We start from the raw sequence: 26,219 nt of genomic DNA, 5'->3' as shown, positions 1-26,219 counted from the left end.
ACTGTGAAAATCGATCCACTCGCGCTTTCCGCGATGCGTTGGCAGCTATGATCCAGACCTTTCGCGTGACGCACGTCGCGCGAAAGCTTCCTGCATCGAGTTGCTTCGCATGTCAAAACTTCTCCTTCTCAGCGTCAGCGCGGGCGCGGGCCACGCGCGCGCCGCCGAAGCGCTCCGCGCCTGCGCCGCGCTTCATCCCGCAGGCGTGGAAGCCGTGCATCTGGACGTCATGGACTTCGTCCCGGCGAGCTTCAGGGCGCTCTACGCGGACTTCTACATCAAGCTCGTCACGCATCAGCCGGCGCTGTGGAGCTATCTCTATCAGAAGACCGACAACGCATCGCCGCGATCCCTCGGCGAGCGCGTGCGACGCGCCGTCGAGCGGCTCAACTGCCGCGCGCTGAAAGCGGAGATCGCGCGCCACAAGGCCGACGCCATCGTCTGCACGCATTTTCTGCCGGCCGAATTGCTGTCGCGCGAGCGTCGAAAGGGCAATCTGCAGACGCCGGTATGGGTGCAGGTGACGGACTTCGATCTGCATCGGCTGTGGGTCGTCCCGCATATGCAGGGCTATTTCGCCGCGAACGATGAAATCGCCTGGCGCATGCGCGAACGCGGCCTGCCGCACGATTCGATTCACGTAAGCGGCATTCCCGTGATGCCCGCGTTCGGCGAGCGCTACGACCGCGCGTCGTGCGCGGCGGAGTTCGGCATCGATCCGACGCGCCGCACGTTTCTGATGATGTCGGGCGGCGCCGGACTCGGCGGGCTGGACGCGCTCGCCGCGCGTTTATTGTCGATGGACGCGGATTTTCAGCTCATCGCGCTCGCGGGCCGCAACGAAGCGCTGCTGCATGCGCTGCGCGAAGTCGCGCGGCGTCATCCGGGACGACTGTTGCCGATGGGTTTCACATCGCAGGTCGAACGCCTGATGGCTTGCGCCGATCTCGTCATCACGAAGCCGGGCGGCCTCACGACATCCGAATGCCTCGCGATGGGCGTGCCGATGATCGTCAATTCGCCGATTCCCGGTCAGGAAGAGCGCAACGCCGATTTCCTGCTGGAACGCGGCGTCGCGCTGAAGGCCATCGATGCCGCCGCGCTCGAATATCGCATCCGCATGCTGCTAGACGAACCCGCGCAACTGGACGCGATGCGCCGACGTATCGCGCCGATTGCGCGTCCCGATGCCGCGCGCGTCGTGCTGGACACGGTGCTCGGGAGCGCGGCATGAGGCAATGCGCATGTAAAGCGGGCCGCTTGATCGCGCTGATCGCGTGGGTCGTGCTCCTCGGCTTCTTTTTCGCCAACGTCGAGATTCAGATTGAAGGCAGCGCGGGCTGGGCCGCGAATCTGCCGACGTGGCGCATCGAACATCACTGGCTGCTCGACATCTTCTGGGGCGGCCGGCCCATGACCGGCTATCACGCGTGGGTGTTTCCGTTCGTCGCGCTCTTCTTTCATCTTCCGGCCGTCTTCTTCGCGCGATGGTCGTGGCGCATGGAAGCGCGCATCGTCGCGTGCATCATGACGTTCTGGCTCGTCGAAGACTTTCTGTGGTTCGTCCTCAATCCGGCGTACGGCGTTGCGCGTTTCGACCCGCAGCACGTGGCGTGGCACAAGCACTGGATCGCGTTCGCGCCCACCGACTACTGGACGATGAGCGCCGCCGCGTGCGTGCTGTTTTCCCTGTCGATGCGGGAAGGATCGCGCCGTGCGTAGAGTCGTGATGGTTGCGTTTTATGGCGCGGCTGCGGCGGCGTTCGCGCTTGTGTCGATGCTGAAGGCCGCGCCGGTCGTCCCGCATCCGAGCGATGCGCCGCGTGCCGTGACCGTCGCCGCGCGGCCGCTGAACTGGGCCGAGCCGATGGTCTTCACGCACGTCGACAATCTGCATCGCATCTCGCCGTCGCTTTACCGGAGCGCGCAGATTACCGCCGACGATCTCCCGCATTTGCGCGCGCTCGGCATCCGCAAGATCATCAGCTTTCGCTCGTTTCATTCGGATGAAGCGCTGCTGGCGGGCAGCGGCATCGCGCTGGAACGCATTCCCATGAATACGTGGGACATTCGCGACGAAGACATGATCGCCGCGCTCAAGGCGCTACGCAACGCGGACCGCGATGGCCCGATCCTCATTCATTGCCAGCACGGCGCGGACCGGACGGGGCTGGTGTCCGCGCTGTATCGCGTGGTCTATCAGGGATGGACGAAGCAGCAGGCGGAAGACGAACTGCTGCATGGCGGCTACGGCTTTCATCCGGTGTGGGGAAACATCGTGCGCTATCTGGAGCGCGTGGATGTCGAACAGCTCCGGCGCGAGGCGGGCGTCGTTTTGGCGACGCACGGCTGACACGCTGCGACGACAGTCAGAAGCGCGTGCCGACGCTGCATCCGCCGAAGCCGGCGCCGTTGGTGGCCCAGCCGGCGCATCCGAAGAGACCGCATCCGCCGAGCAGAAGCGTTGCGACGACGAGCACGGCAGCAGTGCGAACGATGTTCATGGCGATGCGAGCGTTGACCGGATGGCGCGCATTGTCGCCGACGCTTCTCGCGTCGCTGTGAAAATGCGTCGCCGTCGCCATCGCCATCGCCATCGCCGGAGCGCGGAGCGCGAAGGCATCGTCAATGCGGAATCGGCAACTTGATCGGATCGCGCTCTCCGGCGATCGCGAACACGAGCAGCTTTGCCGGCTCCGTGGCGCTCGCATTTTTCGCCACGATGTGATGCGCGCCCGGCGGTTCGTACCACGATTCGCCCGGCCCGTACGTCCTCGCCGCCGATCCTTCGAGCTGCGAGACGACGTGCCCCTTGAGCACATACGCGAAGATCGATCCCGGATGCATATGCGCTTCCGATGCCTGTCCCGGCTTGAACGCGACGGTCGCCATCAGCACGTTCTTGCCGGGCGCTTCGGGCACGGATTGTTTCATCACGGGCGTGACCGTTTCCGAATCGGCACCTTGCGCCCACGTGCCGGACGTTTCTGCCATCGCGACCGCCATCATCGCCGTCAGAAGAAGAATTCGACGGATGCTCATGTGCATCTCCTCACTCCGGCATCTTGCGAAACGCAATCGCGAAACGGTTCCAGCTATTGATCGTCGAGACGAGCAAGGTCAGATCGGCGATTTCCTCGTCGCTGAAATGCGGCTTGACGGATTCCCAGACGGCGTCCGGCACGTGATCGTGCGCGATGAGCGTCAGCGCTTCGGTCCATTCGAGCGCGGCGCGTTCGCGGTCGGTGAAGAACGGCGTTTCGCGCCATGCAACGACCGTCGCGAGACGCCGGTCCGTTTCGCCGCCCTTGCGCGCGTCGGTCGTGTGCATGTCGACGCAAAACGCACAGCCGTTGATCTGCGACGCGCGCAGCCGCACCAGTTCGGCAAGCGACTTTTCAATCGACGACTTGCCGATTCGCTCCTCCACGCCCAAAAGTGCTTTGATCGCGGCGGGACTGGCTTTATAGAAGTCGAGACGGGATTTCATGAGTGGCTCCTTGGCGGGATGGTCGGGGTGCGCGAAGTGACGCGACATCGACAGGATAGGCGCGCGGCTGGCGCGATGAAATGACCGCTTTCGCCGAATTCGAGGTGACCACCGGCAAATGGGGCACGGACGCGCTGGGTTTTGTGCACGTAGTTGCATCACAGCGTTTCGGAATTGTTCTCATCGCATTGAGAGAATTCCTAGATACCACCGGAGGGCAACTGCGTAGCATTCGTTCGTACGTTGAGGTTGGCCCGAGCGAGCGAATGAAGGCATCTTTTCATCGGGAAGTGCAACGTAGAAACATTTTTCCGTTTTCCTAAACATTCATTTTTTCTGGAGTAGCAATGAAGAAACGCATCATTTCCGCCGCTGTCGCCGTCACGGGTCTCGCTGGTCTGTTCTGCATGTCGGCGCACGCCGCCGACGGCACCATCACCATCAACGGCGCGGTGTCGGATACGACGTGCTCGATCAACGGCGTGGCAAGCGGCTCGCCGGCCAACGTCACCGTCACGCTGCCGACGGTCCCGGCAGGTTCGCTCGCCTCCGCAGGCGCGATCGCGGGCACGTCGAATCTCGGCGACATCACGCTCGCGTTGAGCGGCTGTTCCGGCGCGGCCACGAAGGCCATCGCGCATTTCGAAAACGGCCCGACCGTCGATCAGGCGACCGGCTATCTGCTGAATCAGGCATCGGCGTCGCCGGCGACGAACGTCGAAGTGCGCCTGCTCAACTCGGCCATGCAGCCGATCAGCGTGCTGACGAACGCCAACAACGCCATCGGCACGAACGGCGCAACGATCAGCGGCGGCGCGGGCACGCTGAACTATTTCGCGCAGTACTACGCAACCGGCAAGGCGCAGTCCGGCGCGGTGAACACGACAGTGCAGTACACGATGCAGTATCAGTAAGTCACTGTCGCGGGGTGACTTCGCGGTTTTTAGGTCAATCAATCGGAGTAGTGAAATGAAGACGATCAGCACATGGCTCACGGCGCTCGGAATGGCCGCGATGTTCTCGACGACGGGCGCGGATGCAAGCGTCGTGATCGGCGCCACGCGGGTCGTCTATCCGATGGATCAGCGCGAAGTCACCGTCAAGCTGACCAACGACAGCGCGAACCCGTCGCTCGTCCAAGTCTGGATGGACGACGGCAACGCCGACGCCACGCCCGCCGACAGCAAGGCGCCGTTCGTCATCACGCCGCCGATCTTCCGCATGGACGCGGGCAAGTCGCAGACGCTGCGCGTGATGTTCGGCGGCGGTGCGCTGCCGCAGGACCGCGAATCGGTGTTCTGGCTCAACGTGCTCGACGTGCCGCCGAAAGCGGATGCGCAACCGGGCGCGAATACGTTGCAGTTTGCGTATCGCACGCGCATCAAGCTGTTCGCGCGGCCGACCAAACTCCCCGGTTCCCCCGACGACGCGCCGGGTCAGCTCGTCTGGAAGGTCGTGCCCGCGGCTCATGGCGAAGGTCAGGCGCTTGCCGTATCCAATCCGACGCCGTACTACGTGTCGTTCAGCGAAATCAGCGTATCGGCGGACGGACGTCGTTACGTCAACGATCAGGGCGGCATGGTTCCGCCGAAAGGGCAAGGCGTGATCGACATTCCGAAGATGGCCGGCGTGCATGCCGGCAAGGTCCACTTCACCGCGATCAACGACTTCGGCGGCGGCATGGAAGGCGACGCGTCGCTCGCTCCGTAGTCCCGACATCCGACGGCGCGCCGGTCACGCGCCACACCCCGTTTTTTCTTCTCGCCACACGCATCGGATGCGGTCGCGCCGATCTTCCTGCGCCTGTTGCATCGCCCTGAATGAACCCGTCTCGTCAACGTTCACTGCAAAGCGGAATCAGCAACGAACTGCCGTTCAAGGCGTTCTCGATGAATCCCGCCGCCTCGCTCGCGATGTTCGCATTCGCGACGCTCGGCGGCATGCACGTGGGCGCGGTTCGGGCGGCGGACGTGGCGAGCGGCAGCGCGAACGTCGAGTTCGACACGACCTTCCTGCGCCTCGACGCGAAGGAACGCCAGGACGTTTCGCGTTTCTCGCGCGGCAACACGATCAAGCCGGGCACGTACGACGTCGACATCTGGATCAACGACGGCCGGGTGGCCCGCGAGCCGGTGCGCTTCGTCACGCCGCCCGAAGGCGGCAACGCGCGCGCGTGCCTCACGCGCGCGGCGCTGCAGGGCTACGTCGATTTCGCGAAAGTCGCGGCGGATCCTCATGACGAAGGCGACGCGTGCCTCGACGTCAGCGCCGCCATTCCGGGCGCGAGCGCCGATTTCGACTTCGGCGAGCAGAAACTGTCGCTGTCGATTCCGCAGATCTACGTTCGCAACACCGCGCGCGGCTACGTCCCGCCGGAGCAATGGGACGAGGGCGTCAACGCGGGCTTTCTGAGCTACAACGCGAACGCGTACCGCTCGAATAACGGCGGCGTGAGTTCGACGCAGGAATATCTCGGCATCAGCGCGGGCGTCAATATCGGCGGATGGCACTTTCGGCATCAATCGTCGGTGACGGCGGCGACGCGCCAGGCCACGCAATTCGACGACATCGCCACCTACGTCCAGCACGATCTGCCGAAGCTGCGCGCGCAAGTCACGCTCGGCGATGCGCGCACGACCGGCGACGTCTTCGATAGCGTCCAGTTTCGCGGCGCGCAAGTCGCAACCGACGATCGCATGCTGCCCGAATCGCTGCGCGGTTATGCGCCAGTCGTGCGCGGCACGGCGGAATCGAATGCGCGCGTGACGGTGCGGCAGAACGGTCAGGTGATCTACGAAACGAGCGTGCCGCCCGGGCCGTTCGAGCTTCGCGATCTCTACGCGACGGGCTACGGCGGCAATCTAGACGTGACCGTCACGGAAGCCGATGGCCGCATGCGGCAATTTTCCGTTCCGTACGCATCGATTGCGCAGTTGCTGCGTCCGGGCACCACGCGTTTCGCGGTCACGGCGGGGCAGTTGCGCGACGAGGCGCTCGACACGCAACCCGGCTTCGTGCAACTCACGATCCAGCGCGGGCTGACCAATCTCGTCACGCTGTACGGCGGCGCGGTGGCATCGACGGGCTATGTGGCCGCCAACCTTGGCGCGGCGCTGAACACGAAGCTGGGCGCGCTCGCCGCCGACATCACGACCGCCCGCACCGACGTTCCCGACGGGCAGACGCTGAGCGGCCACAGCCTGCATATCGGCTACAGCAAGGTGTTTTCGCCGACGGACACGAATATCTCGCTGGGCGCGTATCGCTTTTCGGATGCGAATTACCTCGGTCTCGCCGATGCCGCGCGCCTTCGCGACGACGCAATGCACGGCGGCATCCTCGCGCAGCCCGACCGCCAGCGCGGACGCTTCCAGCTTACGGTGAATCAGTCGCTCGGCACGCACGGATCGTTCTTTGCAACGGTGTCGTCGCAGAGTTACTGGAATCGTCCGGGACACGACACGTTCTATCAGGCTGGCTATTCGAACAGTTTCAAATACGGCACCTATAGCGTCTCGGCGGGCCGCACGCGCAACGGCGACGGCAAGTTTTCCGATCAGTTCATGGTCAGCACGACGATTCCGCTCGGCCATTCGCAGCACGCGCCGATGCTGTCCGCGAACTTCAATTCGAACGATGGCGCGGCGAGCTTGCAGACGAGCATCGGCGGGACGGCGGGCGATCGCGACCAGTACAGCTACAACGTGTACGGCACGGCCGCGAAGAACGACCACGCCGATGCGAACCTCAACGGCGGCGCGAGCGGCATCTATCGCGGCGCGCACGCGCAGGTGAGCGCGTCGGCGAGCGGCGGGGCGCATTCGTCGCAGATGTCGGCGGGCGTGAGCGGATCGATCGTCGCGCATCCGGGCGGCATCACGCTGGCGCAGACGGTCGGCGATACGTTCGGCATCGTCGAGGCGAAGGGCGCGGAAGGCGCGAGCGTGTCCGGCGCGCAGGGCGTCGAGGTGGACAAGCGCGGCTATGCGGTCGTGCCGTATCTGACGCCGTACGGCATGAATACGGTCGATCTCGATCCGAAGGGCACGTCCGCCGATGTCGAGCTCGAATCGACGTCGGAGCATACCGCGCCGCATCTCGGCTCCATCGTGATGCTCAAGTACAAGACCACGACGGGCCGCGCCGCGCTCATCCGCGCGCCGCTCGACGGCGGCGAGCCGTTGCCGTTCGGCGCGGAAGTGGTCGATGCGAACGGACGCAACGTCGGCGTCGTCGCGCAGGACAGCCGCGTGTTTGCGCGCGGTATCGAAGATAGCGGAACGCTCGTCGCGAAGTGGGGCGATGAGCGAAGCCAGCAATGCGCGATCGCCTACACGCTGCCGAAGAAAGACGCGAGCGGCGATGCAAGTCCGATTTACGCATCGGTCGAATCGCATTGCCGGGTGGCTATCACGACGGCGGGCGACCTACACTGATAATCGAAGGAGGCTTCCTTGACGCACGCAAGCACGATCGCTTCATCCTGCCGGACCGGGCGCAGGCTCCCCGGATTGTTTCTTTTGCTCATGTTCGCGATTGCATGGGCGTGCGCGTTGCCGGGCAACGCCTACGCGGGTATGACGTGCGGCACGGGCAACGTGAACAAGTCGCTTGCGACCGGGGCCATTCCCGTATCGGTCAGCGCCGTGCCGGGCATGACCGTGGCGACCGTTCCGCCCGCTGCCTTCCAACTGAACTGCCATTTCATCAGCACCCTCAACCCGACGACCGTCACGTCGGCTGTGCTATATGCGGATTTCAAAACGAACGCGCCGTTGGTGTCGGGTTATAACGATGTGTACCAGACCAGCGTCGCGGGCCTCGGCGTTCGATTCACCTTCGATTCATCGCAGTGCAGTGCAAGCGGTGTCGTGCTGGCCAATGGCGCCGTTCGGCTGTCCTGTCCGTTCAGCGGACCCTTGGACGGCCCGTACATGGCGGCGAACGTCACGGTCACCGCAACATTGCTCATGACGGGGCCACTTGCGTCCGGCGCGTCCTCGCTGACGTCGGCGCCTGCGGTGACGATCACGTTCTCGCAGTCGGACCAGTCCGGTTCCTGGGGGCAGACGCCGCTCTTCACCGGCGCGGCGTCGGGCGTCGTGACGCACGCGACGTGCTCCGTCAATCAGTCGAGCGTCGCCGTCCTGATGCCGACCGCCGATACGCGCGCGTTCGCCGCCGGCATCGGCGCGGTCGCGGCCCCGCAGCCGTTTTCGCTATCGCTTTCATGCTCGACGGGCGCAACGGTGCTCATCACCCTGACAGACGCTGTCGATGCGAGCAATCGAACGACGACGCTCAAGACGACGGCCGATTCCACCGCGCAGGGCATCGGCGTTCAGATTCTGAACAGCGCGGGCACGCCGGTGGCGTTCGGGCCCGACTCCGCCTTGCCGGGCAACACGAATCAATGGACGGTCGGCAGTTCGCCGAACGGGACGCTTCAAGTGCCGCTGACGGCCCGCTACGTGCGCACGGGCGCGGTCAATGCCGGGACGGTCAGGGCGCTCGCGACGTTCACGATGTCGTACCAGTGACGCCTCATTGACAGCAATCGAAAGTGATTATTCCAACGAACCCGCTGGCCGCCGATCAATAGCATTCCAGGCGATACTCGTCGCCCTAATGACGCAGACGCTGCCCGCCCTGGCCGCCACGATCCTGTTTCCGTCCAGCGGCACCGGCAGTCTCGCGAATCTGGCGTTTCCCGCCTCGATGACCATTTCACGCGATGCGGCAATCGGCACGGTTTTGAATACGGAGGCTGCAAACGTTGGGTTGTCCGCGTCAGGGGTGACGTGCAACGTGCAGAAAACTGTGACGGTCAATGGCACGTCCATTCCCGGCGATGCCCAAACGTTCCAGACCAACGTGCCGGGCATAGGCGTGCGCTTTTACATCACCGATGGCTGGAACGGCGGGTTCGTTCAGGTTCCCATCTCGCAGACCCTGGTATCGCCCACGGGATCGACGGCTCACTATACGAGAGCGGATCTCGTCGTCACCGGACCCGTCGGCGCGGGTTCCCTGACGACACTTCCGAGCATGACCGTCACGTTCACCGGAAGCTGCATCACGACGGTGACCACCACGCAGTCCCTCACGACCGGCTCGGCGGTCACGAGCAACACATGCAGCGTCACGACGCCTGCGATCGTCTTCAATCTCCCCAAGGGGCTGTCGAAGAACTTGCCGACAGTCGGCGCGACCACGGGCGACACGACGCTGCCGATCGGCCTGAACTGTGCCGCCGGCGTGAAGGTCGCCGTGACGATCACCGACGCCACGACACCTTCGAACCGGACTACGACGTTGTCGCTGGCGCAGGGATCATCGGCTTCGGGCGTCGGCATCCAGATATTGAACGGCAGCACGCCCGTCGCGTTCGGACCGGATTCGGCCGTGGCGGGGAACACGAATCAGTGGTCGGCGGGCACGGCATCCGGCGGCGTGATGCAGATTCCGATCACGGCGCGGTACGTGCGCACGTCGGCGACACTCGTGCCCGGCAGCGTCGCGGCCCGCGCCACGTTCACCATGTCGTACCAGTAAAGCTGCATCGGACCAAAAAAACCCGCGCATGAAACGCGGGTTCTCGTTTGCTCACTCAAGCGCCGCGGCCGGCCCGAAGAACTCATAGCGGCTCTGCGATTCCGGCACGCCGAGCGCCTTCAGATGCTTCTTGACCGCCTGCATGAACGACTTCGGCCCGAGGAAATACGCATCGACATCGCGATTCTTCGGGAGCCACTTATCGAGCAGCGCCTCGGTCACGAAGCCGAAGCCGTGCGCTTCGCGATCGCCGTCGCGCCGCTGTTCGTAGCAATAGAAGTGCTTCAATTGCGGATGCTTCGCCGCGAGATCCTCGATGACCGTGCGGAACGCATGCACGCCGCCATGCCGCGCGGCGTGGATGAAGTGGATCGGACGCGTGGTCGCGGCGAGCGCGGCGTGCAGCATCGCGAGCGTCGGGGTGATGCCCACGCCGCCGCTGATCAGCACGAGCGGCTTTTCGCTGTGGTCCAGCTTGAAGTCTCCGGCAGGCGGATACAGCTCGAGCACGTCCTGTTCGCGCACCTGATCGTGCAGGAAATTCGAGACCTTGCCTTCCGGCTCCCGCTTCACGCTGATGCGATATTCGCGTCCGTTCGGCGCCGCCGAAAGCGAGTAGTTGCGGCGCAGTTCTTCGCCGCCGATCATCATGCGCAAGCCGATGTATTGCCCCGGATGGAAGTCGAGCAGCGCGCCCCCGTCTTCGGGCACGAGATAGAACGACGTGATCTCGTCGCTCTCGGCCACCTTGCGCGCGACGACGAAGCGCCGCGTGCCGCGCCATCCGCCGGGCGCTTTCTCGCGCTCGCTGTAGATGCCTTCTTCCAGCCCGATCAGCAGATCGGCGAGTTGTTGATACGCGGCGGCCCATGCCTCGATCACGGCATCGGTGGCGATCTCTTCGCCGAGCACTTCGCGGATCGCGCGCAGCAGGCACGCGCCGACGATCGGATAGTGCTCGGCCTGAATGTTCAGCGCGACGTGCTTGTTGATGATTTGCCCGACGAGGCCGCCGAGCTTTTCGAGTTCGTCGATATGACGCGCGTACATCAGCACGCCGTTGGCGAGCGCGCGCTGCTGCGCGCCGCTGGCCTGATGCGCCTGGTTGAACATCGGGCGCACTTCCGGATACTCGTTGAGCATCATCGCGTAGAAGTGGCGGGTGAGCGCCTCGCCGCCGCTTTCGAGCAGGGGAACGGTGGCTTTGACGATGGCGCGGTGTTCGGCTGACAGCATGGTGTAGTCCTCGTGACAAGGCGAAGCGCGTGCTTCGCAATCGGCCGTTCCTTATACAGATTCCGTGCCAGTGTAGAATTCCAAAGGAATCAATTGCTTGGGAAACGTCATGGTCGATTCAACCCTGGTCAAACGGACTGCTGACGTAGTCGCAATGACTTCGCGCGTTTTGCTCGATGCGCTCGTGCCGCTCATCGAAGACCTGTCGCGCGACATGCCGGAAGCCGAGCGCTACCGGCGTTTGCTGAGCACGCTGCGCGCGCTTTTTCCCGGCGATGCCGCCGCGCTCCTGCGTCTCGACGGCGACACGCTCGTGCCGCTCGCCATCGACGGGCTGTCGAGCGACACGCTCGGCCGGCGCTTTCGCTTGAGCGAACATCCGCGTTTCGCGCGCATTCTGGCTCAACCAGAACCGACGCGTTTTCCCGCCAATTCCAAGCTGCCCGATCCCTACGACGGCCTCGTCAAGCACGCCGGCGCGGATCTCGAAGTGCACGATTGCCTCGGCAGCCCGCTTTTCATCGACGGCCGGCCGTGGGGCCTGCTCACGCTCGATGCGCTCGATCCCGCGCGTTTCGACGGCATCGACATGGCGTCGCTGCAGGCGTTTCTCAGTCTCGCGGCGGCGACCGTGAGCGTCGCGGAGCGCATCGACAGGCTCGCGCAAACGAGCGAAACCGAACGGCAGCGCGCCGAAGTGTATCGGCAGGCGAGCGGGCCGCGTCGACGGGAGATGATCGGCAGCAGCGCGTCGCACAAGCATCTGATGGACGAAATCGCGATCGTCGCGTCGAGCGATCTGACCGTGCTCGTCACCGGCGAGACCGGCGTCGGCAAGGAACTCGTCGCGTGCCAGATTCACGCGCTTTCGCCGCGCGCCGACAAGCCGCTCGTGAGCCTCAATTGCGCGGCGCTGCCCGATACGCTCGTCGAAAGCGAGTTGTTCGGGCATGTGCGCGGGGCGTTCTCGGGCGCGTCGTCGGACCGGCGCGGGAAGTTCGAACTCGCGGATGGCGGCACGCTCTTTCTCGATGAAGTCGGCGAACTGCCGCTCGCCGTGCAGGCCAAGTTGCTGCGCGTGCTGCAGAACGGCCAGTTGCAGCGCATCGGGTCGGATAGCGAGCATCGTGTCGATGTGCGGCTGATTGCCGCCACCAATCGCGATCTCGCCGACGAAGTGCGCGCCGGTCGCTTTCGCGCGGATTTGTATCACCGGCTGTCGGTGTACCCGCTCGTCGTGCCGCCGCTGCGCGAGCGGGGCCGCGACGTGCTGCTGCTCGCGGGCTATTTCCTCGAAGAGAACCGCTCGCGGCTCGGGCTGTTGAGCTTGCGGCTGTCGGCGGATGCGCAGGCCGCGCTGCTCGCGTATCGCTGGCCCGGCAACGTGCGCGAACTCGAGCATCTGATCGGGCGAAGCGCGCTGAAGGCACTGGCGGCGAATCGCGAACGGCCGCGCATCCTCACGCTCACCGCCGCCGATTTCGGTATCGCCGACAACGCGACGCCCGCGTCCCCGAGCGCGCCCGCGACGAGCGCGCCGGCCGCGGATTTCCGCGAAGCCGTGACCGCCTACGAGCGCACGCTCATTCTCGATGCGCTCGCGCGCAACGGCCAGAACTGGGCATCGACGGCGCGGGAGCTGGGCATCGACCGGGCGAATCTGAATCGGCTTGCGCGGCGTCTCGGCCTGAAATGATGCTTATCCCGAAAACATGCGTCATACCAAGACACGCCAATAGCGACGCGCTTGTGACGCAATCGATCGTTCAGTTGCCCATCTCAAAATAATGCGTTTCCTTGTCTAAACGCAAAAAAGTGTGGCGTCTTGTCATGCGTATCGATTGAAGGTATTGAGACAATCTCAGGGCTGGAGAAAACGGGGATCACCTCCTAACATCTGAAAAGTCAGGCTGAACCCGTCATCGGCGAAAGACAGTGCAGTGCCTTGAACAACCGCGTCGGGCGCGCATCGATTGAATACTGTCGATTCGCACGCGGCGAACGAAAAACGGCAACTCGACACGGGGGATACGTGCATAACGTGGGATACGTCGGATACGCGGCTCAGCGTAGCGCCAGGATCGCGCTTTCCGCACTCTCCGCGCTCGTCGCGTTTTTCAGCATGGCGGCGTTCGCCGCGGACGCGCCGCAATCCGCTGCGGGCGCGCCACTTGAACGCGCACCGGACACGATGCAGGCGCGCGTCATGGGATGCGCCGCGTGTCACGGCGCGCACGGCGAGGGCACCGACAACGACTACTTCCCGCGTCTGTCCGGCAAGCCCGCGGGCTATCTCTACAACCAGTTGCTCGCATTCCGCGACGGGCGCCGCAAGTACCCGCCGATGAATTACCTGCTCGCGTATCTGCCCGACGCCTATCTCAAGCAGATCGCCGATTACTTCGCCGCCGAGCGTCCGCCGTTCCCGCCGCCCGCGCCCGTCACCGCCGACGCGAAGACGCTCGATCTCGGCAAGACGCTCGTCACCAAGGGCGACGCATCGCGCAAGATACCGGCGTGCGTGACTTGTCACGGCGCGTCGATGACCGGCATGGAGCCGGCCATTCCCGGCTTGCTCGGGCTGCACGCGGACTACCTCAGCGCGCAACTGGGCGCATGGCGATACGGCACGCGCACGACGTTCGCGCCCGACTGCATGCGCCAGATCTCGCAGCTCTTGAGCGAGCGCGACATCACCGCGATCGCGGCCTATCTCGCTTCGCTGCCCGCGCCGGCCAATCCGTCGCCGGTCGCGGCCGGCTCATTGAAGATGCCGCTCGCGTGCGGCAGCGTTCAACACTAGAGAGGACCCGACGTGCTTCGTTTCCGACAACTTGGGGCGCTTGCCGTGACGGTCTTTCTCGCGGCGTTGGCCGGGCCGGTCCACGACGCGGCGGCGCAAGCGAAGACTTTCGATGCCGCCACCGTGAAGCGCGGCGAGTACCTCGCGCGCGCGGGCGACTGCATCGCGTGCCATACGCTGCCCGCGGGCAAGACGTTCGGCGGCGGCCGCCCGATGGAAACGCCCTTCGGCACGCTCTACACGCCGAACATCTCGTCGGACAAGGAGACGGGCCTCGGTCAATGGACCGCCGACGACTTCTACAACATGATGCACACGGGCCGCTCGCGCGACGGCTCGCTGCTTTATCCGGCGATGCCGTTCACGTCCTATACGAAGGTCACGCGCGCCGACTCCGACGCCATCTACGCGTTCCTGATGTCCACGCCGCCCGTGCATCAGCCGAACCGCCAGCATGAATTGCGCTTTCCGTTCAATCGTCGCGAATTGCTGATCGGCTGGCGCTCGCTCTTCTTCAGGCAGGGCGAGTACGAGCCGGACCCGAAACAGTCCGTCGAATGGAATCGTGGCGCGTATCTCGTCGAAGGACTCGGACATTGCTCGATGTGCCACACCGCGATCAACGCGCTCGGCGGCAACGTGTCGTCGAAGGCGTTCGAAGGCGGGCTGATTCCGATTCAGAACTGGTATGCGCCGTCGCTGACGTCGAACAAGGAAGCGGGCCTGGGCGAGTGGAGCATCGACGAGATCGTGGGGCTGCTGCACGCGGGCGTGTCGAACAAGGGCGCGGTGTACGGGCCGATGGCCGAGGTCGTCTACGACAGCCTGCAACATCTGAACGAAGAAGACGTGCGCGCGATGGCCGTGTATCTGAAGGCGCTGCCCGCGCGCGCCGGCGACAAGTCCGAGCCGCCGAGCCAGGCCGTCACCGAACAGCGCACGAGCCTTTCGCCGCTCGGCAAGAAGATCTACGACGCGCAATGCGCCGAATGCCACGCCACGCAAGGCCAGGGCAAGCCGCCCGACTTCCCGCCGCTCGCGAGCAATCAGTCGATCGTGATGAGCTCGGCGGTCAACCCGATCCGCATGGTGCTGAACGGCGGCTATCCGCCCGGCACGTTCAAAAATCCGAAGCCTTACGGGATGCCGCCGTTCGCGCAATCGCTGTCGGACGTGGAGGTCGCGGCGGTGGTCACCTATATCCGCACGGCGTGGGGCAATCGCGGCGCGCCGGTATCGGTGAAGGAAGTGAACGAGCTGCGCTCCGCACCGCTTTACTGAACCTTGACGACACCATGAACGAAGATCCCAACGAAGACGCGAAGCTCGACGAAATCGTCCGAAGCGGTCCCGGCGGCGCGCTCGCGGTCGCGGGCGTGGCGACGGCCATCGTCATCGGCATCTGGTTCGCCTTTTACTTCGCCGTGTTTCTGCCTCGCGGCGTCATCCAGTGATTCACGCATCGATTCATTAGCGCAGAACTTATGGCCATCCATCCCGATTCACACGAAGTCGCCGAACGCGTCGAGAAACGCTGGGCGATGCTCGTCCTCGCGATCGTCGTCGTGCTCGTCGCGATGGTCGTCTACACCGGCCTGCACTGGGCGATGATGCCGCCCTCGCGCGTCGAAACCGTGCGGCCCGAAACGCTGCACGTGTCGGGCGAATTCATCGAAAGCAATCTGGGCAGCGCGCCCGAAAGCGACGGCTCGGTGACCGTGCGCGTGGTCGCGCAGCAGTACTCGTTCACGCCGCAATGCCTGCTCGTGCCGGCCGGCGTGCCCATCACGTTCCGCGCGACGAGCTCGGACGTGGTGCACGGCTTTCTCATCACGAAGACCAATATCAACTCGATGCTGGAGCCGGGTTATGTCTCGACGTTCAAGACTACGTTCGACGAACCCGGCGATCATCTGATGCCGTGCCACGAGTTCTGCGGCGTGGGGCATCACGGCATGTGGGCGCATGTGAAGGTGATTGACCGAGCGGAGTTCATGCAGATGGCCGAGAAGCTGCCGGCCGATTCGCGGAGACTGTCCTGTGTTAAATAGCAAGCGCCTCATCCTCGCGCACTTCTGGCTCGCGTTCATTGCGTTCGGCGTCGCGCTCCTGCTCGGCGCGTGGCAGATGTTCGCGCGCAGTCCGCTCTTTGCCGGGCTGCAGAATCCCGAGATCTACTATCGATCGGTGACGGCTCACGGTTCCGCGATGGGCTACGTGTTCCCGACGCTCATCGCGATGGGCTTCGGCTACGCGGTCACGGAGCTTGCGCTGAAGCGCGCACTCGTGGGCTTGCGCTGGGCGTGGATCGGCTTCTGGCTCGTCGCGGTCGGCTCCGTCATGGCGATGATCCCCGTCGCCCTGGGCCTCGCCTCGGTGCTCTACACGTTCTATCCGCCGATGATCGGCAACGCGTTCTATTACCTCGGCGTGGTGCTGGTGGTGGTCGGCTCGTGGATTTGGGTCGCGCTAATGTCGGTGAATCTGCACGCATGGAAGCGCGACAACCCCGGCAAGGTCGTGCCGCTACCGATGTTCGCCACGGTCGCGGGCGCATATCTGTGGGGCTGGACGGCAGTGGGCGCGGCCATCGAAGTGCTCTTCATGATCCTGCCGGTGGCGCTCGGCTGGAAGTCCACCATCGATGCCGGTCTTGCGCGCGTGTTCTTCTCGTGGACGCTGCACGCCATCGTCTATTTCTGGCTGATGCCCGCGTATATCGCGTATTACACGATCATCCCGCGCGCCATCGGCGGACGCCTCTATAGCGATGCAATGGCGCGCATCTCGTTCATCCTGTTCCTCGTGGTCTCGATGCCCATCGGCATTCACCACTTGTTCGCCGATCCGCAAGTGGGCTCGGGCTTCAAGTTCATGCACTCGGTGTTCACCGCGCTCGTCGCCGTGCCGACGCTTCTGACCGTGTTCACGATCTGCGCATCGGTGGAAATCGCGGCGCGGCTGCGCGGCGGCAAGGGCGCGTTCGGCTGGATCAAGGCGCTGCCGTGGAGCAATCCGATGATGCTGGCCCTCGCGTTTTCGTTCGTCATGCTGGGCTTCGGCGGCGCGGGCGGCATCATCAACATGAGCTATCAGCTCGATTCCACCGTGCACAACACGCAGTGGGTGACGGGCCATTTCCATCTGATCTTCGCGGGCGCGATCGTCATCATGTACTTCGCGATTGCGTATGACTTGTGGCCACATCTCACGGGGCGCGCGCTGCAAAGCGTGAGGCTCATGCGCTGGCAACTGTGGCTGTGGTTCATCGGCATGATCGTGCTGACGTTTCCGTGGCATTACACCGGCATTCTCGGCATGCCGCGTCGCATGGCCTTTTACGACTATGGCGATCCGCAGATCGCGCATCAGGCGGCGTCGGTCATCATGTCGGTGATCGGCGGCTTCATTCTGGTCGTGTCGGCGGTGCTGTTCTTCGTCGTGCTGATACGCGGGCATCGCGCGCCGCGCGTGAGCGTCGAGCAATTCACGTTCAGCCGCGCGATACACGAGCCGCGTTCGATGCCCATCGCGCTCAACAGCTTCGCGCTGTGGCTCGCGCTGATGATCGGTCTCACGCTCGTCAACTACGGCTATCCGATCGCGCAACTGCTCGCGCGGTCCGATACATCGGTGCCCGCCGTTCCCATCGGAGCGCAGCGATGAGCGAAGAACGCCTCTTCACCTTCCGCAATCGCTGGTTCGCGACCAGCGTGCTGGGGACCATCGGCATCGCGGCTATATCGGCGGTGATCGGCTTCGTGTGGCTGCCGTCCGTTCAGCGCGATGCCTCGTTCACCGGCATCTGGAACGCCATCTGCAGCGCGGCGGGCGCGCCGCGCAACTGGTTCGCGGGCGAGTCGACCGTCGAGCCGAAGAAGAAGCTCACGGCCGTGGAAGTCACGCCGCAACTGCTCGTCAATGCGACATCGAACTCCATCGGACGCGGCGCGACGCTCGCCTTGCGATGCACGATGTGCCACGGCGAACGCGGCATGAGCGAAGCGAATTCGCCGAATCTCGCGGGGCAGTATGCGTCGGTGATCTACAAGCAACTCATCGACTTTCAGACGGGCGCGCGCAATAACGCGGTGATGTCGCCGATGTCCGTCAATCTGAGCGATCAGGACATGCGCGATCTCGCCGCCTACTATGCGAACCTGCCGCGTCCGCCCGCGCAGCGCAAGGTGAGCGATGCGCTCGCGCCGACGATCGTGTCCCACGGTGCGCCGATGCGCAATATCGCGCCGTGCGCGGCGTGTCACGGCGGCATCGACAACAAGGCGGGCAGTCCTTGGATCGATGGCCTTCCGGCCGCTTATACGAAGGCGCAACTGATCGCGTTCGCCAACGGCACGCGCACGAACGACATCAACGAAGTCATGCGCAATGTCGCGCGCAACATGACGCCCGAGGAGATCGATGCCGCCGCGAACTACTACGCGCGCGAGCTGAACCGCTAATGCGCGGGTGAGCGGCGACGCGCGAATCGCCGCTTGGCGGACAGGGGCTTCGTTGCCCTGGCCGTGCGCTTTCTGTATCGTGGACCGATGAATGCTGGCGTCGTATGAAAACATGCGGCTGCCCGCACCAACGGAAACGATCACATGGACGCACACAGCAGCACCATCCGCACCGACGTATTGATCATCGGCGCCGGGCCTGTCGGCCTCTTTGCCGCGTTCGAGGCCGGCGTCATCGGGCTTTCGTGTCATATCGTCGATGCGCTCGGCCGTATCGGCGGGCAATGCATCGAGCTTTATCCCGAGAAGCCCATCTACGACATTCCCGCGATTCCGTCATGCACGGCGCGCGAACTCGTCGATCGTCTCATGACGCAGATTCGCCCCTTCGATGTGCCGATCCATCTTTCGCAGCGCGTGCAGACGGTCACGCAGCGTGAGGATCATCGCTGGACAGTGCATACCGAACAAGGCCTCACGTTCGATGTCGCCGCCATCCTGATCGCGGCGGGCAACGGCGCGTTCGTGCCGCAGCGTTTGCAGTTGCCGCACGCCGATGCGCTCGAAGAACGCCACGTGTTCTACAGCGTGCCGCGTATCGACGATTTCCGCGATCGCGATGTCGTGATCGCCGGTGGCGGCGATTCTGCGCTCGACTGGGCGCTCGCGCTGTGCGGCGTCGCGCGCAAGCTGACGCTCGTGCATCGGCGCAACGGCTTTTCGGCGGCGGCGGCTTCCGTTGCCGCGATGAAAAGCAAGGTGGAAGCGGGCGCGATGGACTTCGTCGTCGGCATGATCGATTCGCTCGATGCCCCCGACGACGCGCTGCGCGCCGTGCGCATCAAGCATATCGACGGCACGACCGACATTCCCGCCGACAAGCTGCTCGTGCTGTACGGACTCGTCGCGGATCTCGGGCCGATCGCAGACTGGAATCTCGATGTGCGCGGCGGGCGCATCGAAGTCGATACGTCGAATTACGAATCGTCGCGGCCCGGCATCTTCGCGGTCGGCGATATCGCGCAGTATCCGAACAAGCAGAAGCTCATTTTGTCGGGCTTTCACGAGGCGTCGCTCGCGCTGCGCAAGGCGTATGCGTATGCGTATCCCGACAAAAAGCGCGTGCATGTGCATTCGAGCTACGACGCGAAACTCGCCGAACGCGTGCAGGCCAGTGCCGCCGAATGAGACGCGGGCCGCGTGATGATCGGGCGAATCATCGGCTGGCTGATGCTGCTTGCGTTCGTCGCGGCGCTGATCTTCGCGTATGGCGTGTGGTCGCGCCGCATTGCCGTACCCGAACAATACGATCCCTTCGCGCCGCTCGACGTGCGCGCGCCGCGCGGCCCGCTCACCGCGTACAAGCTCTGGCGCACGACGCATGATGCGAAGCTCTGTGATGCGGCGCTCGCACAGTCCGGCATCGTCTATCGACCGATGGCTGATACATCCGCACCGGTCGGCTGCGAACTGAAAGACGTGGTGCGCGTGAGCCAAGCGGACGACGTGCGCTTCAGCGCGTCGTTTCTCGCGACGTGTCCGCTCGCCGTCGGCATGGCGTTCTTCGAGCAGCAGTATCTTCAGCCCGCGGCCATGGACGTGTTCGGCGAGCGCGTGACGCGCATCGAGCATGTCGGCAGTTATGCATGCCGCAACGTGAATCATCAGAAAGACGCGGCGCTCAGTCAGCACGCGAGCGCGAACGCTATCGACCTGACGGGTTTCGTTCTCGCCGATGGCCGGCGCATCACGCTCGCGCAATGGGACGATGCGGGCACGCCCGGCGCGGACTTTCTGCGCCGCGTGCACGAAGGCGCGTGCCATTCCTTCGATACGACGCTCGGACCCGACTACAACGCGCTTCACAAGACGCACTTTCATGTCGACATGGGCGCGTATCGAATCTGCCGATGATTCGTCATCGCGCATGCAGGATGGTGCATGGCGTCAGGTTCGCTAGAATCGTCATGAACGCGGCGCGGGGCAAGACCGGCGCTCGCCCTTTATTCAACCCTTACCGAACGGAAGAGCGAATGTCGAAAGAGGCCGCCACGCAAGACCCATACGAACGGCGCGCATTGCTGCTGCATCTCGGCGATGTGCTGGAGACGGTGTTTTGCCTGAGTCAATGCGCCGATGAATACGCGAGCATCGGCGATGCGGTGCGCGGCAACGACGCGCTCGCGAACTTCACGCTGCTCGGCTTCGTCGATCAGACGATGACGCCGCGCGATTTCATCCGGCGCGCATCGGGTGCGTTCTTCATCTGGCCGAAGGCGCTGCTCGATGAGACGCTCAATCGTCCGATGCTCGCGAGCACCGTCAAGTCCGATCTCTTCGACGACAACGCGTCCGGCTGGCGCGCGTATGTCGATGAGCGGCGCGCGGAAGTGTCGTGGTTCGGCGATGACGTGCCCGAGGTCGCCGCGAGCGCGGCGCCGGCGCATGCGGCGGGCGAGGGCAAGGACTCGTCGGAGCGCGCGTCCGCATCGGAAACGAAGCGCGAAAGCGTGGCGCGCAAGGGGAAGGGCAGCGCGAAGGCCGAAGCCGATGCCGGTAAGGAATTAGAAGGCGAACCATCGCGATACGCGACGTGGCCCTGGCCCAACAAATCGAGTTGATCTGATCTGCCGCCGGGAAGCAAGCGGCAGTCAGCCGCTTGCTCATCCCAAGCATCGAACTTTCAAGGCTTCTTTCCCATGCTTCCCGAGTCGCTGTCGAAGCCGATGCCATTCGGTCGTTTCGGCGCAGGCGCCTTTCCCGCCGATGTCTTGCCCGGCTCCTTGTTCAACGCGCCGCTCGCGGCGGTCGCGGCTTGTGCCGGCGGCGTGACGTTGCGCTCCTGATAAGCGGGCGTGCTGTCGTTATCGAGCCGGCTCGGCTTCGGTGAATTCGGCTGCACTTCCGTTTGCCCGGACGGCTTCTTGTTCGGCGTGGCCGTCGGCTGCTGCGCGCTCACGGCCACCGCGATCGTCGCGCCGACCAGCATCGCCGCGAGGCGGCCAAGCGTTCCTGTAGCGGGTCTCATCTCGTCCTCCCAATGTTCTGCGTTTATTGGATTCGCAGCAAACACCGGTCCTGACGCGCGTTGCGTTATCTCCGATCAGCCGAATTTGGCGGAAGAAGCCGGTGCTTCTGGCGTGGCACGATCGGACAGCGCGGTATCCTTGACAGCAGGCCCGGCGCAGGCCCGCGCGCATTCGCCCATCGGCGATTGACAGGCGGACTGCAACGACTAAAAACACCGCATCGGGGAAACGCTCGCCAATGAAACCTTCCACTTACGCGGGATTCGCGCTGCTCGCGGCATCCTGCGCCGCACTCGCCCAGCAGCCGATGACGCTGCCCGGACGCAGCCAAAGCACGGGGCAGCAGGCCATCGATACCGCCGCCTGTTATGGCTACGCCAATCAGACGACGAAGGTCAACATGGCGCGCGAATCGCAGACGCCGCCGAAGCAAGGCGCGGGCGAGACGCGCACGCTGATTTCGCCGCGTCCGGTCGAGCCGCCGCTGCCGCCGGGCGCACAGGGCGCATCGGCTGCGGTGGCGGCGTCCGGCGCATCGGCGACGGTGGCCGCGGGTGCATCGGCGCCGCGTGGCGCGTCAGCGGCGATGCCGGCATCGGACCTGGCGGCAATGCCGGCGTCGGGTGCATCGGATGCCATTCTCGGCGGCGACATGAAAATGCCGCCGCTGCCGCCGCCCGAACCGCCGATGGCCCGCTACTGGCGCGCCTACAGCGAGTGCATGCAGAACAAGGGGTATTTCGTGCGCTGAGCGCGCATCGCCTGACAGGTGGACGAGCCGGGTTATGCTGCGCGGAAGGCAACTTCGGAGCGTCGCATGAACCGGATTCCCGTCCACCAGGGACATTGCGCATGCGGCGCGGTTTGCGTGAGCGTGTTCGCCGAGCCGAAGGACGTCAACCTGTGTCACTGCATGACGTGCCGGCGCATTCACGGTGCGCCGTTCGGCGTCTATGCGATCTTCGAGCGCGATGCCGTCGAGGTTTCCGGCGACACCATCGCGTGGGCAAGCTCCGCGACGGGCCGCCGCCATCATTGTCCGACATGCGGATCGCCGGTCTATCTGGCCTTCGACGACGTGCCGGAAATCGAAGTGCCGACCGGCATCTTCGATGAAACCGGCCTCTATCCGCCCGCCTACGAAATCTGGTGCGGCACCGCCGAGCCGTGGCACGACGCGCAGGGCCGGCCGCGCTATCCGCGTAGCCGCCCTGACTGACGCCGCGTCAGGCGGCCATCCTCAGCATTCGACGATCGCCTTCACGACGCCGGCCTTCGGGTCGAGCAGCGTGGAAAACTGCTGCGGCACGTCGTTGAGTGCGAGGCGGTGCGTGTTGAGCGCATCGGTCGGCACCTTGCCCGCGCGCATCGCGGCGAGCACGGTTTCGAAGTCCTCGGGCGTGGCGTTGCGGCTCGCGAGCAGCGTCGCTTCGCGCTTGTGGAACTCGGGATCGGCGAACGACAGGCGATCCGGCACGATCGACACCAGCACGTACTTCCCGCCATGCGCGATGAATTCGAAGCCGCGTTCCATCGCGCGCGGGTTGCCGGTCGCATCGAAGACGACATCGAAGAATTCGCCGTTCGTGAGCTGCGACAGCTCTTCCTTGTCGCGCTCGCCGATCTGCACGGTCGCATCCACGCTCAATTCGCGACGGCAAAACGCCAGACGGTCTTCACGCGTATCGAGCGCCGTGACGTTCGCGCCGCGCAGCCGCGAGAACGTGATCGCCGCCATGCCGATCGGTCCCGTGCCGACCACCAGCACGCGCTGGCCCGGCTGCACGTCCGCGCGGCGCACGGCGTGCGCGCCGATCGCGAGGAATTCGATCATCGCGGCCTGGTCGAGCGTGACGCCTTCCGCCTTGTGCACGAACTGCGCGGGGAGGTTCAGATACTCGGTGAACGCGCCGTCGCGATGCACGCCGAGCACCTGGATATTCACGCAGCAGTTGGTCTTGCCCTGACGGCACGCGATGCACTTCCCGCACGACAGATACGGCATCACGTAGACGGTGTCGCCCGCCTTGAGACCGCTCGATTCGTCCGCTTCCTCGATCACGCCCGACAACTCGTGGCCCATCACGCGCGGATACGACAGATACGGCTGATTGCCCGTGAAAATGTGCAGATCGGTGCCGCACACGCCGACGCGCTTCACGCGCAGCAGCACTTCATCGGCGCCGCGCTGCGGTTTTTCGCGCTGTTCGGCCTTCAGGGTTCCGGGGGTTTCGCAGATGACGGTCAGCATCGTGAGTCTCGTTCTGATTGAGGGCGGGGAAGCGTATCAATCTATCGGCGCCGCGCGGTTTGGTCAAGCCAGTTATACACCTACGGAAACTGGTAAGGCCACATTCCGGCGCAGATGGCCGCCGAGCGCGCCCGCCGGTTTACCCGTATATTTTCACGATACTTCTGCCCCAAGGACGGTAAGTGCTTTCACTTCATGAATTCGTCGAGCGGCATCCACGGCTCTTCGTGCTGTCGGGCGCGGGCATCAGCACCGAGTCCGGCATTCCGTGTTATCGCGACCGGGAAGGCCAGCGCACCGGCCGCGCGCCGATTCTGCTCAAGGACTTTCTCGAATCCGACTATGCGCGCCGGCGTTACTGGGCGCGCAGCATGATCGGCTGGCCGGTGGTCGCGCATGCCGTGCCGAACGCCGCGCATCACGCGGTGCGGGCGCTCGCGGCGCGTTCGCGGGTGCATCGGCTGGTGACGCAGAACGTGGATGGCCTGCATACGCGCGCCGGCAACCCCGACGTGATCGAGTTGCACGGGAACATCGGCCGGGTGCGGTGCATGTCGTGCGGCGCGCGGCATCATCGTGCGGATGTGCAGCGGCTGCTCGAAGCGGCGAATCCTGATTTCGTGGGCCACACCGCGCCCGCGGTTCCGGACGGCGACGCGCTGATCGAGCACCTCGATTTCGCCGCCTTCGATGTTCCCGGCTGCGCGCATTGCGGCGGCATGCTGAAACCGGACGTGGTGTTCTTCGGCGAGAGCGTGCCGCGCGAACTCGTGCACGACGCCGCGAGCGCGCTGGAAGGCGCGGACGCGATGCTCGTGGTCGGTTCGTCGTTGATGGTGTATTCGGGCTTTCGCTTCTGCGAGTGGGCGGCGAAGAGCGGCAAGCCGATCGCGGCGATCAACATCGGCAAGACGCGCGCCGATTCGCTGCTCGCGCTGAAAGTCGAAGCGCCGTGCTCGGAAGCGCTCAACGCGCTGATCGACCGGCTCGACGCCGCTCAGCGCACCGCTGCTAGCCCGCTTCCCGCGCCAGCACCGTAAGCGCCTCGACGAGCCGTTGCGCGTCCGAGATGCGCGAGAACAGCGCGGGCGTCACGCGCACGACATCGCCCGCATCGGGGCCGGGCCGCGTCACCGTGAACACGCCGAAGCGCTCGCGCAGCGCATCGCACGTGGCTTTCGACGATCGGCCTTTCAGCCGGAACGCGGTGATGCCCGCCGTCATCGACGGACCGTCGGGCGTCATGATCCGCACGCCGGGCAACGCACGCGCGGGCGTCACCCAGGCATCGCGCAGCGCGCGCAGACGCGCTTCCTTCGCATGCGCGCCGATCCGCCGATGCAGTTCCAGCGCGGCCGGCAGCGTCAGCCACGCCGCGAAACTCGGCGATCCGGTGTGCACGCGCGCGCGGATGTCGTCGGCGGGCCAGGTGCGATCGCCGAGATACGGATCGATCTTGCCAAGGTGTCCCTTGCGAATGTAGATCGCCCCGCAGCCGAGCGGCGCGCCGATCCACTTGTGCAGATTGAGCGCGGCGAACGGCGCGTTCAGCGCCGGCACGTCGAACTCCAGCATGCCCCAGGAATGCGCGGCATCGACGATGACGTCCGCGCCTGCATCCTCGGCCATCGCGGAAAGCTCGGCGACGGGCATCACGAGTCCGGTCGCGAAGCACACGTGCGACAGCAGCACGAGGCGCGTGCGCGGATGCGCGCTCAATGCGGCCGCGTAGGTCTCGAGCACGGTGCGATGAAACTCGTCCTGCGACGCGCCCGGCTCGGGCATCGTGATGCGAACGGGCGTCACGCCGCGCCGCTCGCGCAGCCATTCCATCGCGTCCTTGCAGCACGGGTAATCGAGATCGCTGTAGAGCACCGTATCGCCGGGCGAGAGGCGGTTGTAGCCGCTGATCAGCGCGAGCAGCGCTTCCGTGGCGTTGCGCGTGAACTCGATTTCCTCGACGGCGCAGCCCATCGCGGCGGCGGCGCGTTCGCGCAGGCCATCGTGAAGCGCGGACCAGTGCGGGCGCACGAGCGTCGTCGTCTCGAAGTTCACGCGGTCGGTCCAGTAGTGGAACATGGCCTTGACCGGCTCGGCCATCGCGCCCCAGAAGCCGTTTTCGAGATTGATCAGCGCATCCGACTGCCGATACAGCCCGCGCACGGCGTCCCAGTAAGGTTCGTCCGTGGCGATGGCCGGCGCCGATTCGGGCGTCGGCGGAAGCGCGGCGAGCGCGGTTTCGAATTCGGGCGTGCGGATGTCGAGCAGATCGGTCATGGGCGAACGTCGATGGTGAGCGGAAGCTGCTCAGTATCGCCGATCATCGGGCCGGACTCTATTGGACGAATGTCGGACATACGCGAACCAGACCTTAAGAGTCGCAAAAGCGCGC

The 26,219-nt window shown here is 64.8% G+C and carries 29 protein-coding genes; 22 read left to right on the top strand and 7 right to left on the bottom strand.

Annotated features, from left to right (window positions below):
- The first annotated feature begins 109 nt into the window (after positions 1-109).
- Genes AWB72_RS11765 through AWB72_RS11755 form a run of 3 tightly spaced genes read left to right on the top strand, consistent with a single transcriptional unit; the run spans position 110 to position 2,353 of the window.
- Complete coding sequence (locus AWB72_RS11765) at positions 110-1,234, top strand: MGDG synthase family glycosyltransferase (RefSeq protein ID WP_040050965.1); 1,125 nt, start codon at positions 110-112, stop codon at positions 1,232-1,234.
- Positions 1,231-1,722: a hypothetical protein gene (locus tag AWB72_RS11760; protein ID WP_040050964.1), complete on the top strand. Its 492-nt coding sequence runs from the start codon at positions 1,231-1,233 to the stop codon at positions 1,720-1,722. Before AWB72_RS11765 ends, AWB72_RS11760 begins: the two co-directional genes overlap by 4 nt.
- Positions 1,715-2,353: a dual specificity protein phosphatase family protein gene (locus AWB72_RS11755; RefSeq protein WP_342065425.1), complete on the top strand. Its 639-nt coding sequence runs from the start codon at positions 1,715-1,717 to the stop codon at positions 2,351-2,353. The genes AWB72_RS11760 and AWB72_RS11755 overlap by 8 nt, the downstream gene beginning before the upstream one ends.
- 16 nt (positions 2,354-2,369) lie before the next feature.
- Here the strand turns inward: AWB72_RS11755 and AWB72_RS28870 are convergent, their stop codons facing one another.
- Genes AWB72_RS28870 through AWB72_RS11740 form a run of 3 tightly spaced genes read right to left on the bottom strand, consistent with a single transcriptional unit; the run spans position 2,370 to position 3,490 of the window.
- On the bottom strand, positions 2,370-2,591 hold the full coding sequence (locus AWB72_RS28870) for a hypothetical protein (protein ID WP_159459357.1): 222 nt from the start codon (positions 2,589-2,591) through the stop codon (positions 2,370-2,372).
- A gap of 34 nt (positions 2,592-2,625) precedes the next feature.
- On the bottom strand, positions 2,626-3,042 hold the full coding sequence (locus AWB72_RS11745) for a cupin domain-containing protein (RefSeq protein ID WP_084592934.1): 417 nt from the start codon (positions 3,040-3,042) through the stop codon (positions 2,626-2,628).
- Positions 3,043-3,052: 10 nt separating this feature from the next.
- Positions 3,053-3,490, bottom strand: coding sequence for a carboxymuconolactone decarboxylase family protein (locus tag AWB72_RS11740; protein ID WP_040051053.1), 438 nt, complete (start codon positions 3,488-3,490; stop codon positions 3,053-3,055).
- 80 nt (positions 3,491-3,570) lie between these two features.
- Here AWB72_RS11740 and AWB72_RS11735 point away from each other — a divergent pair, with 80 nt between their 5' ends.
- The 6 genes from AWB72_RS11735 (at position 3,571) to AWB72_RS28495 (ending at position 10,045) form a co-directional block, all read left to right on the top strand.
- Positions 3,571-3,813, top strand: coding sequence for a hypothetical protein (locus tag AWB72_RS11735; protein WP_087128072.1), 243 nt, complete (start codon positions 3,571-3,573; stop codon positions 3,811-3,813).
- Positions 3,814-3,837: 24 nt separating this feature from the next.
- Positions 3,838-4,404: a fimbrial protein gene (locus tag AWB72_RS11730; protein ID WP_040050959.1), complete on the top strand. Its 567-nt coding sequence runs from the start codon at positions 3,838-3,840 to the stop codon at positions 4,402-4,404.
- Between the two features lie 55 nt (positions 4,405-4,459).
- The gene (locus AWB72_RS11725) at positions 4,460-5,200 is read left to right on the top strand and encodes a fimbrial biogenesis chaperone (RefSeq protein WP_040050958.1); all 741 of its coding nucleotides are present in this window, start codon (positions 4,460-4,462) and stop codon (positions 5,198-5,200) included.
- Positions 5,201-5,310: 110 nt separating this feature from the next.
- Complete coding sequence (locus tag AWB72_RS11720) at positions 5,311-7,926, top strand: fimbria/pilus outer membrane usher protein (protein ID WP_052449934.1); 2,616 nt, start codon at positions 5,311-5,313, stop codon at positions 7,924-7,926.
- Positions 7,927-8,016: 90 nt separating this feature from the next.
- Positions 8,017-9,030, top strand: coding sequence for a fimbrial protein (locus tag AWB72_RS11715; protein ID WP_143754613.1), 1,014 nt, complete (start codon positions 8,017-8,019; stop codon positions 9,028-9,030).
- An 88-nt stretch (positions 9,031-9,118) separates the two neighbouring features.
- Positions 9,119-10,045, top strand: coding sequence for a fimbrial protein (locus tag AWB72_RS28495; protein WP_052449932.1), 927 nt, complete (start codon positions 9,119-9,121; stop codon positions 10,043-10,045).
- Positions 10,046-10,096: 51 nt separating this feature from the next.
- Here AWB72_RS28495 and hmpA read toward each other — a convergent pair whose 3' ends face one another.
- Positions 10,097-11,281, bottom strand: coding sequence for an NO-inducible flavohemoprotein (hmpA, locus tag AWB72_RS11705; RefSeq protein WP_040050957.1), 1,185 nt, complete (start codon positions 11,279-11,281; stop codon positions 10,097-10,099).
- 109 nt (positions 11,282-11,390) lie between these two features.
- On the opposite strand from hmpA, the gene norR reads away from it, so the two are divergent.
- The 10 genes from norR to AWB72_RS11655 all read left to right on the top strand — a co-directional run bounded on the left by norR (position 11,391) and on the right by AWB72_RS11655 (position 21,168).
- A complete protein-coding gene (norR, locus tag AWB72_RS11700) occupies positions 11,391-12,977 on the top strand; it encodes a nitric oxide reductase transcriptional regulator NorR (RefSeq protein ID WP_040050956.1) in 1,587 nt (528 codons plus the stop codon).
- A 426-nt stretch (positions 12,978-13,403) separates the two neighbouring features.
- Positions 13,404-14,084: a c-type cytochrome gene (locus tag AWB72_RS11695; protein ID WP_040051049.1), complete on the top strand. Its 681-nt coding sequence runs from the start codon at positions 13,404-13,406 to the stop codon at positions 14,082-14,084.
- A 12-nt stretch (positions 14,085-14,096) separates the two neighbouring features.
- Positions 14,097-15,365, top strand: coding sequence for a c-type cytochrome (locus tag AWB72_RS11690; protein WP_040050955.1), 1,269 nt, complete (start codon positions 14,097-14,099; stop codon positions 15,363-15,365).
- Between the two features lie 14 nt (positions 15,366-15,379).
- The gene (locus AWB72_RS11685) at positions 15,380-15,538 is read left to right on the top strand and encodes a hypothetical protein (protein ID WP_040050954.1); all 159 of its coding nucleotides are present in this window, start codon (positions 15,380-15,382) and stop codon (positions 15,536-15,538) included.
- A 30-nt stretch (positions 15,539-15,568) separates the two neighbouring features.
- A complete protein-coding gene (locus AWB72_RS11680) occupies positions 15,569-16,135 on the top strand; it encodes a cupredoxin domain-containing protein (RefSeq protein WP_040050953.1) in 567 nt (188 codons plus the stop codon).
- The gene (locus AWB72_RS11675) at positions 16,125-17,750 is read left to right on the top strand and encodes a b(o/a)3-type cytochrome-c oxidase subunit 1 (protein WP_040050952.1); all 1,626 of its coding nucleotides are present in this window, start codon (positions 16,125-16,127) and stop codon (positions 17,748-17,750) included. Before AWB72_RS11680 ends, AWB72_RS11675 begins: the two co-directional genes overlap by 11 nt.
- Positions 17,747-18,547 (top strand): c-type cytochrome, encoded by an 801-nt coding sequence (locus tag AWB72_RS11670; protein WP_040050951.1) that lies wholly within the window; start codon positions 17,747-17,749, stop codon positions 18,545-18,547. The genes AWB72_RS11675 and AWB72_RS11670 overlap by 4 nt, the downstream gene beginning before the upstream one ends.
- A gap of 144 nt (positions 18,548-18,691) precedes the next feature.
- Positions 18,692-19,735, top strand: a complete 1,044-nt coding sequence (locus AWB72_RS11665) for an NAD(P)/FAD-dependent oxidoreductase (protein ID WP_040050950.1) — start codon at positions 18,692-18,694, stop codon at positions 19,733-19,735.
- Positions 19,736-19,750: 15 nt separating this feature from the next.
- Positions 19,751-20,461, top strand: coding sequence for an extensin-like domain-containing protein (locus tag AWB72_RS11660; protein WP_040050949.1), 711 nt, complete (start codon positions 19,751-19,753; stop codon positions 20,459-20,461).
- A 119-nt stretch (positions 20,462-20,580) separates the two neighbouring features.
- Complete coding sequence (locus AWB72_RS11655; protein WP_052449931.1) at positions 20,581-21,168, top strand: hypothetical protein; 588 nt, start codon at positions 20,581-20,583, stop codon at positions 21,166-21,168.
- 62 nt (positions 21,169-21,230) lie between these two features.
- Here AWB72_RS11655 and AWB72_RS11650 read toward each other — a convergent pair whose 3' ends face one another.
- The gene (locus tag AWB72_RS11650) at positions 21,231-21,575 is read right to left on the bottom strand and encodes a hypothetical protein (protein ID WP_143754611.1); all 345 of its coding nucleotides are present in this window, start codon (positions 21,573-21,575) and stop codon (positions 21,231-21,233) included.
- 239 nt (positions 21,576-21,814) lie between these two features.
- Here AWB72_RS11650 and AWB72_RS11645 point away from each other — a divergent pair, with 239 nt between their 5' ends.
- Both AWB72_RS11645 and AWB72_RS11640 read left to right on the top strand, forming a co-directional pair.
- Complete coding sequence (locus tag AWB72_RS11645; RefSeq protein WP_040050947.1) at positions 21,815-22,327, top strand: hypothetical protein; 513 nt, start codon at positions 21,815-21,817, stop codon at positions 22,325-22,327.
- Between the two features lie 66 nt (positions 22,328-22,393).
- Complete coding sequence (locus AWB72_RS11640) at positions 22,394-22,795, top strand: GFA family protein (RefSeq protein WP_040051047.1); 402 nt, start codon at positions 22,394-22,396, stop codon at positions 22,793-22,795.
- Between the two features lie 21 nt (positions 22,796-22,816).
- On the opposite strand, the gene AWB72_RS11635 is transcribed toward AWB72_RS11640, so the two are convergent.
- Entirely contained in the window at positions 22,817-23,827 is a 1,011-nt protein-coding gene (locus AWB72_RS11635; RefSeq protein WP_040050946.1) for a zinc-binding alcohol dehydrogenase family protein, read from the bottom strand.
- A 182-nt stretch (positions 23,828-24,009) separates the two neighbouring features.
- Here AWB72_RS11635 and AWB72_RS11630 point away from each other — a divergent pair, with 182 nt between their 5' ends.
- The gene (locus tag AWB72_RS11630; RefSeq protein WP_052449930.1) at positions 24,010-24,867 is read left to right on the top strand and encodes an NAD-dependent protein deacetylase; all 858 of its coding nucleotides are present in this window, start codon (positions 24,010-24,012) and stop codon (positions 24,865-24,867) included.
- Here the strand turns inward: AWB72_RS11630 and AWB72_RS11625 are convergent.
- The gene (locus tag AWB72_RS11625; protein WP_040050945.1) at positions 24,839-26,104 is read right to left on the bottom strand and encodes an aminotransferase class V-fold PLP-dependent enzyme; all 1,266 of its coding nucleotides are present in this window, start codon (positions 26,102-26,104) and stop codon (positions 24,839-24,841) included. The genes AWB72_RS11630 and AWB72_RS11625 overlap by 29 nt on opposite strands.
- Positions 26,105-26,219: the final 115 nt, after the last annotated feature.

The organism is Caballeronia concitans (assembly GCF_001544615.1).
In the GTDB taxonomy this organism is placed as follows: Bacteria; Pseudomonadota; Gammaproteobacteria; order Burkholderiales; family Burkholderiaceae; genus Caballeronia; species Caballeronia concitans.
The sequence above is the reverse complement of the archived record's forward strand: the minus strand, read 5'-3'. Positions and strand labels throughout refer to the sequence as shown.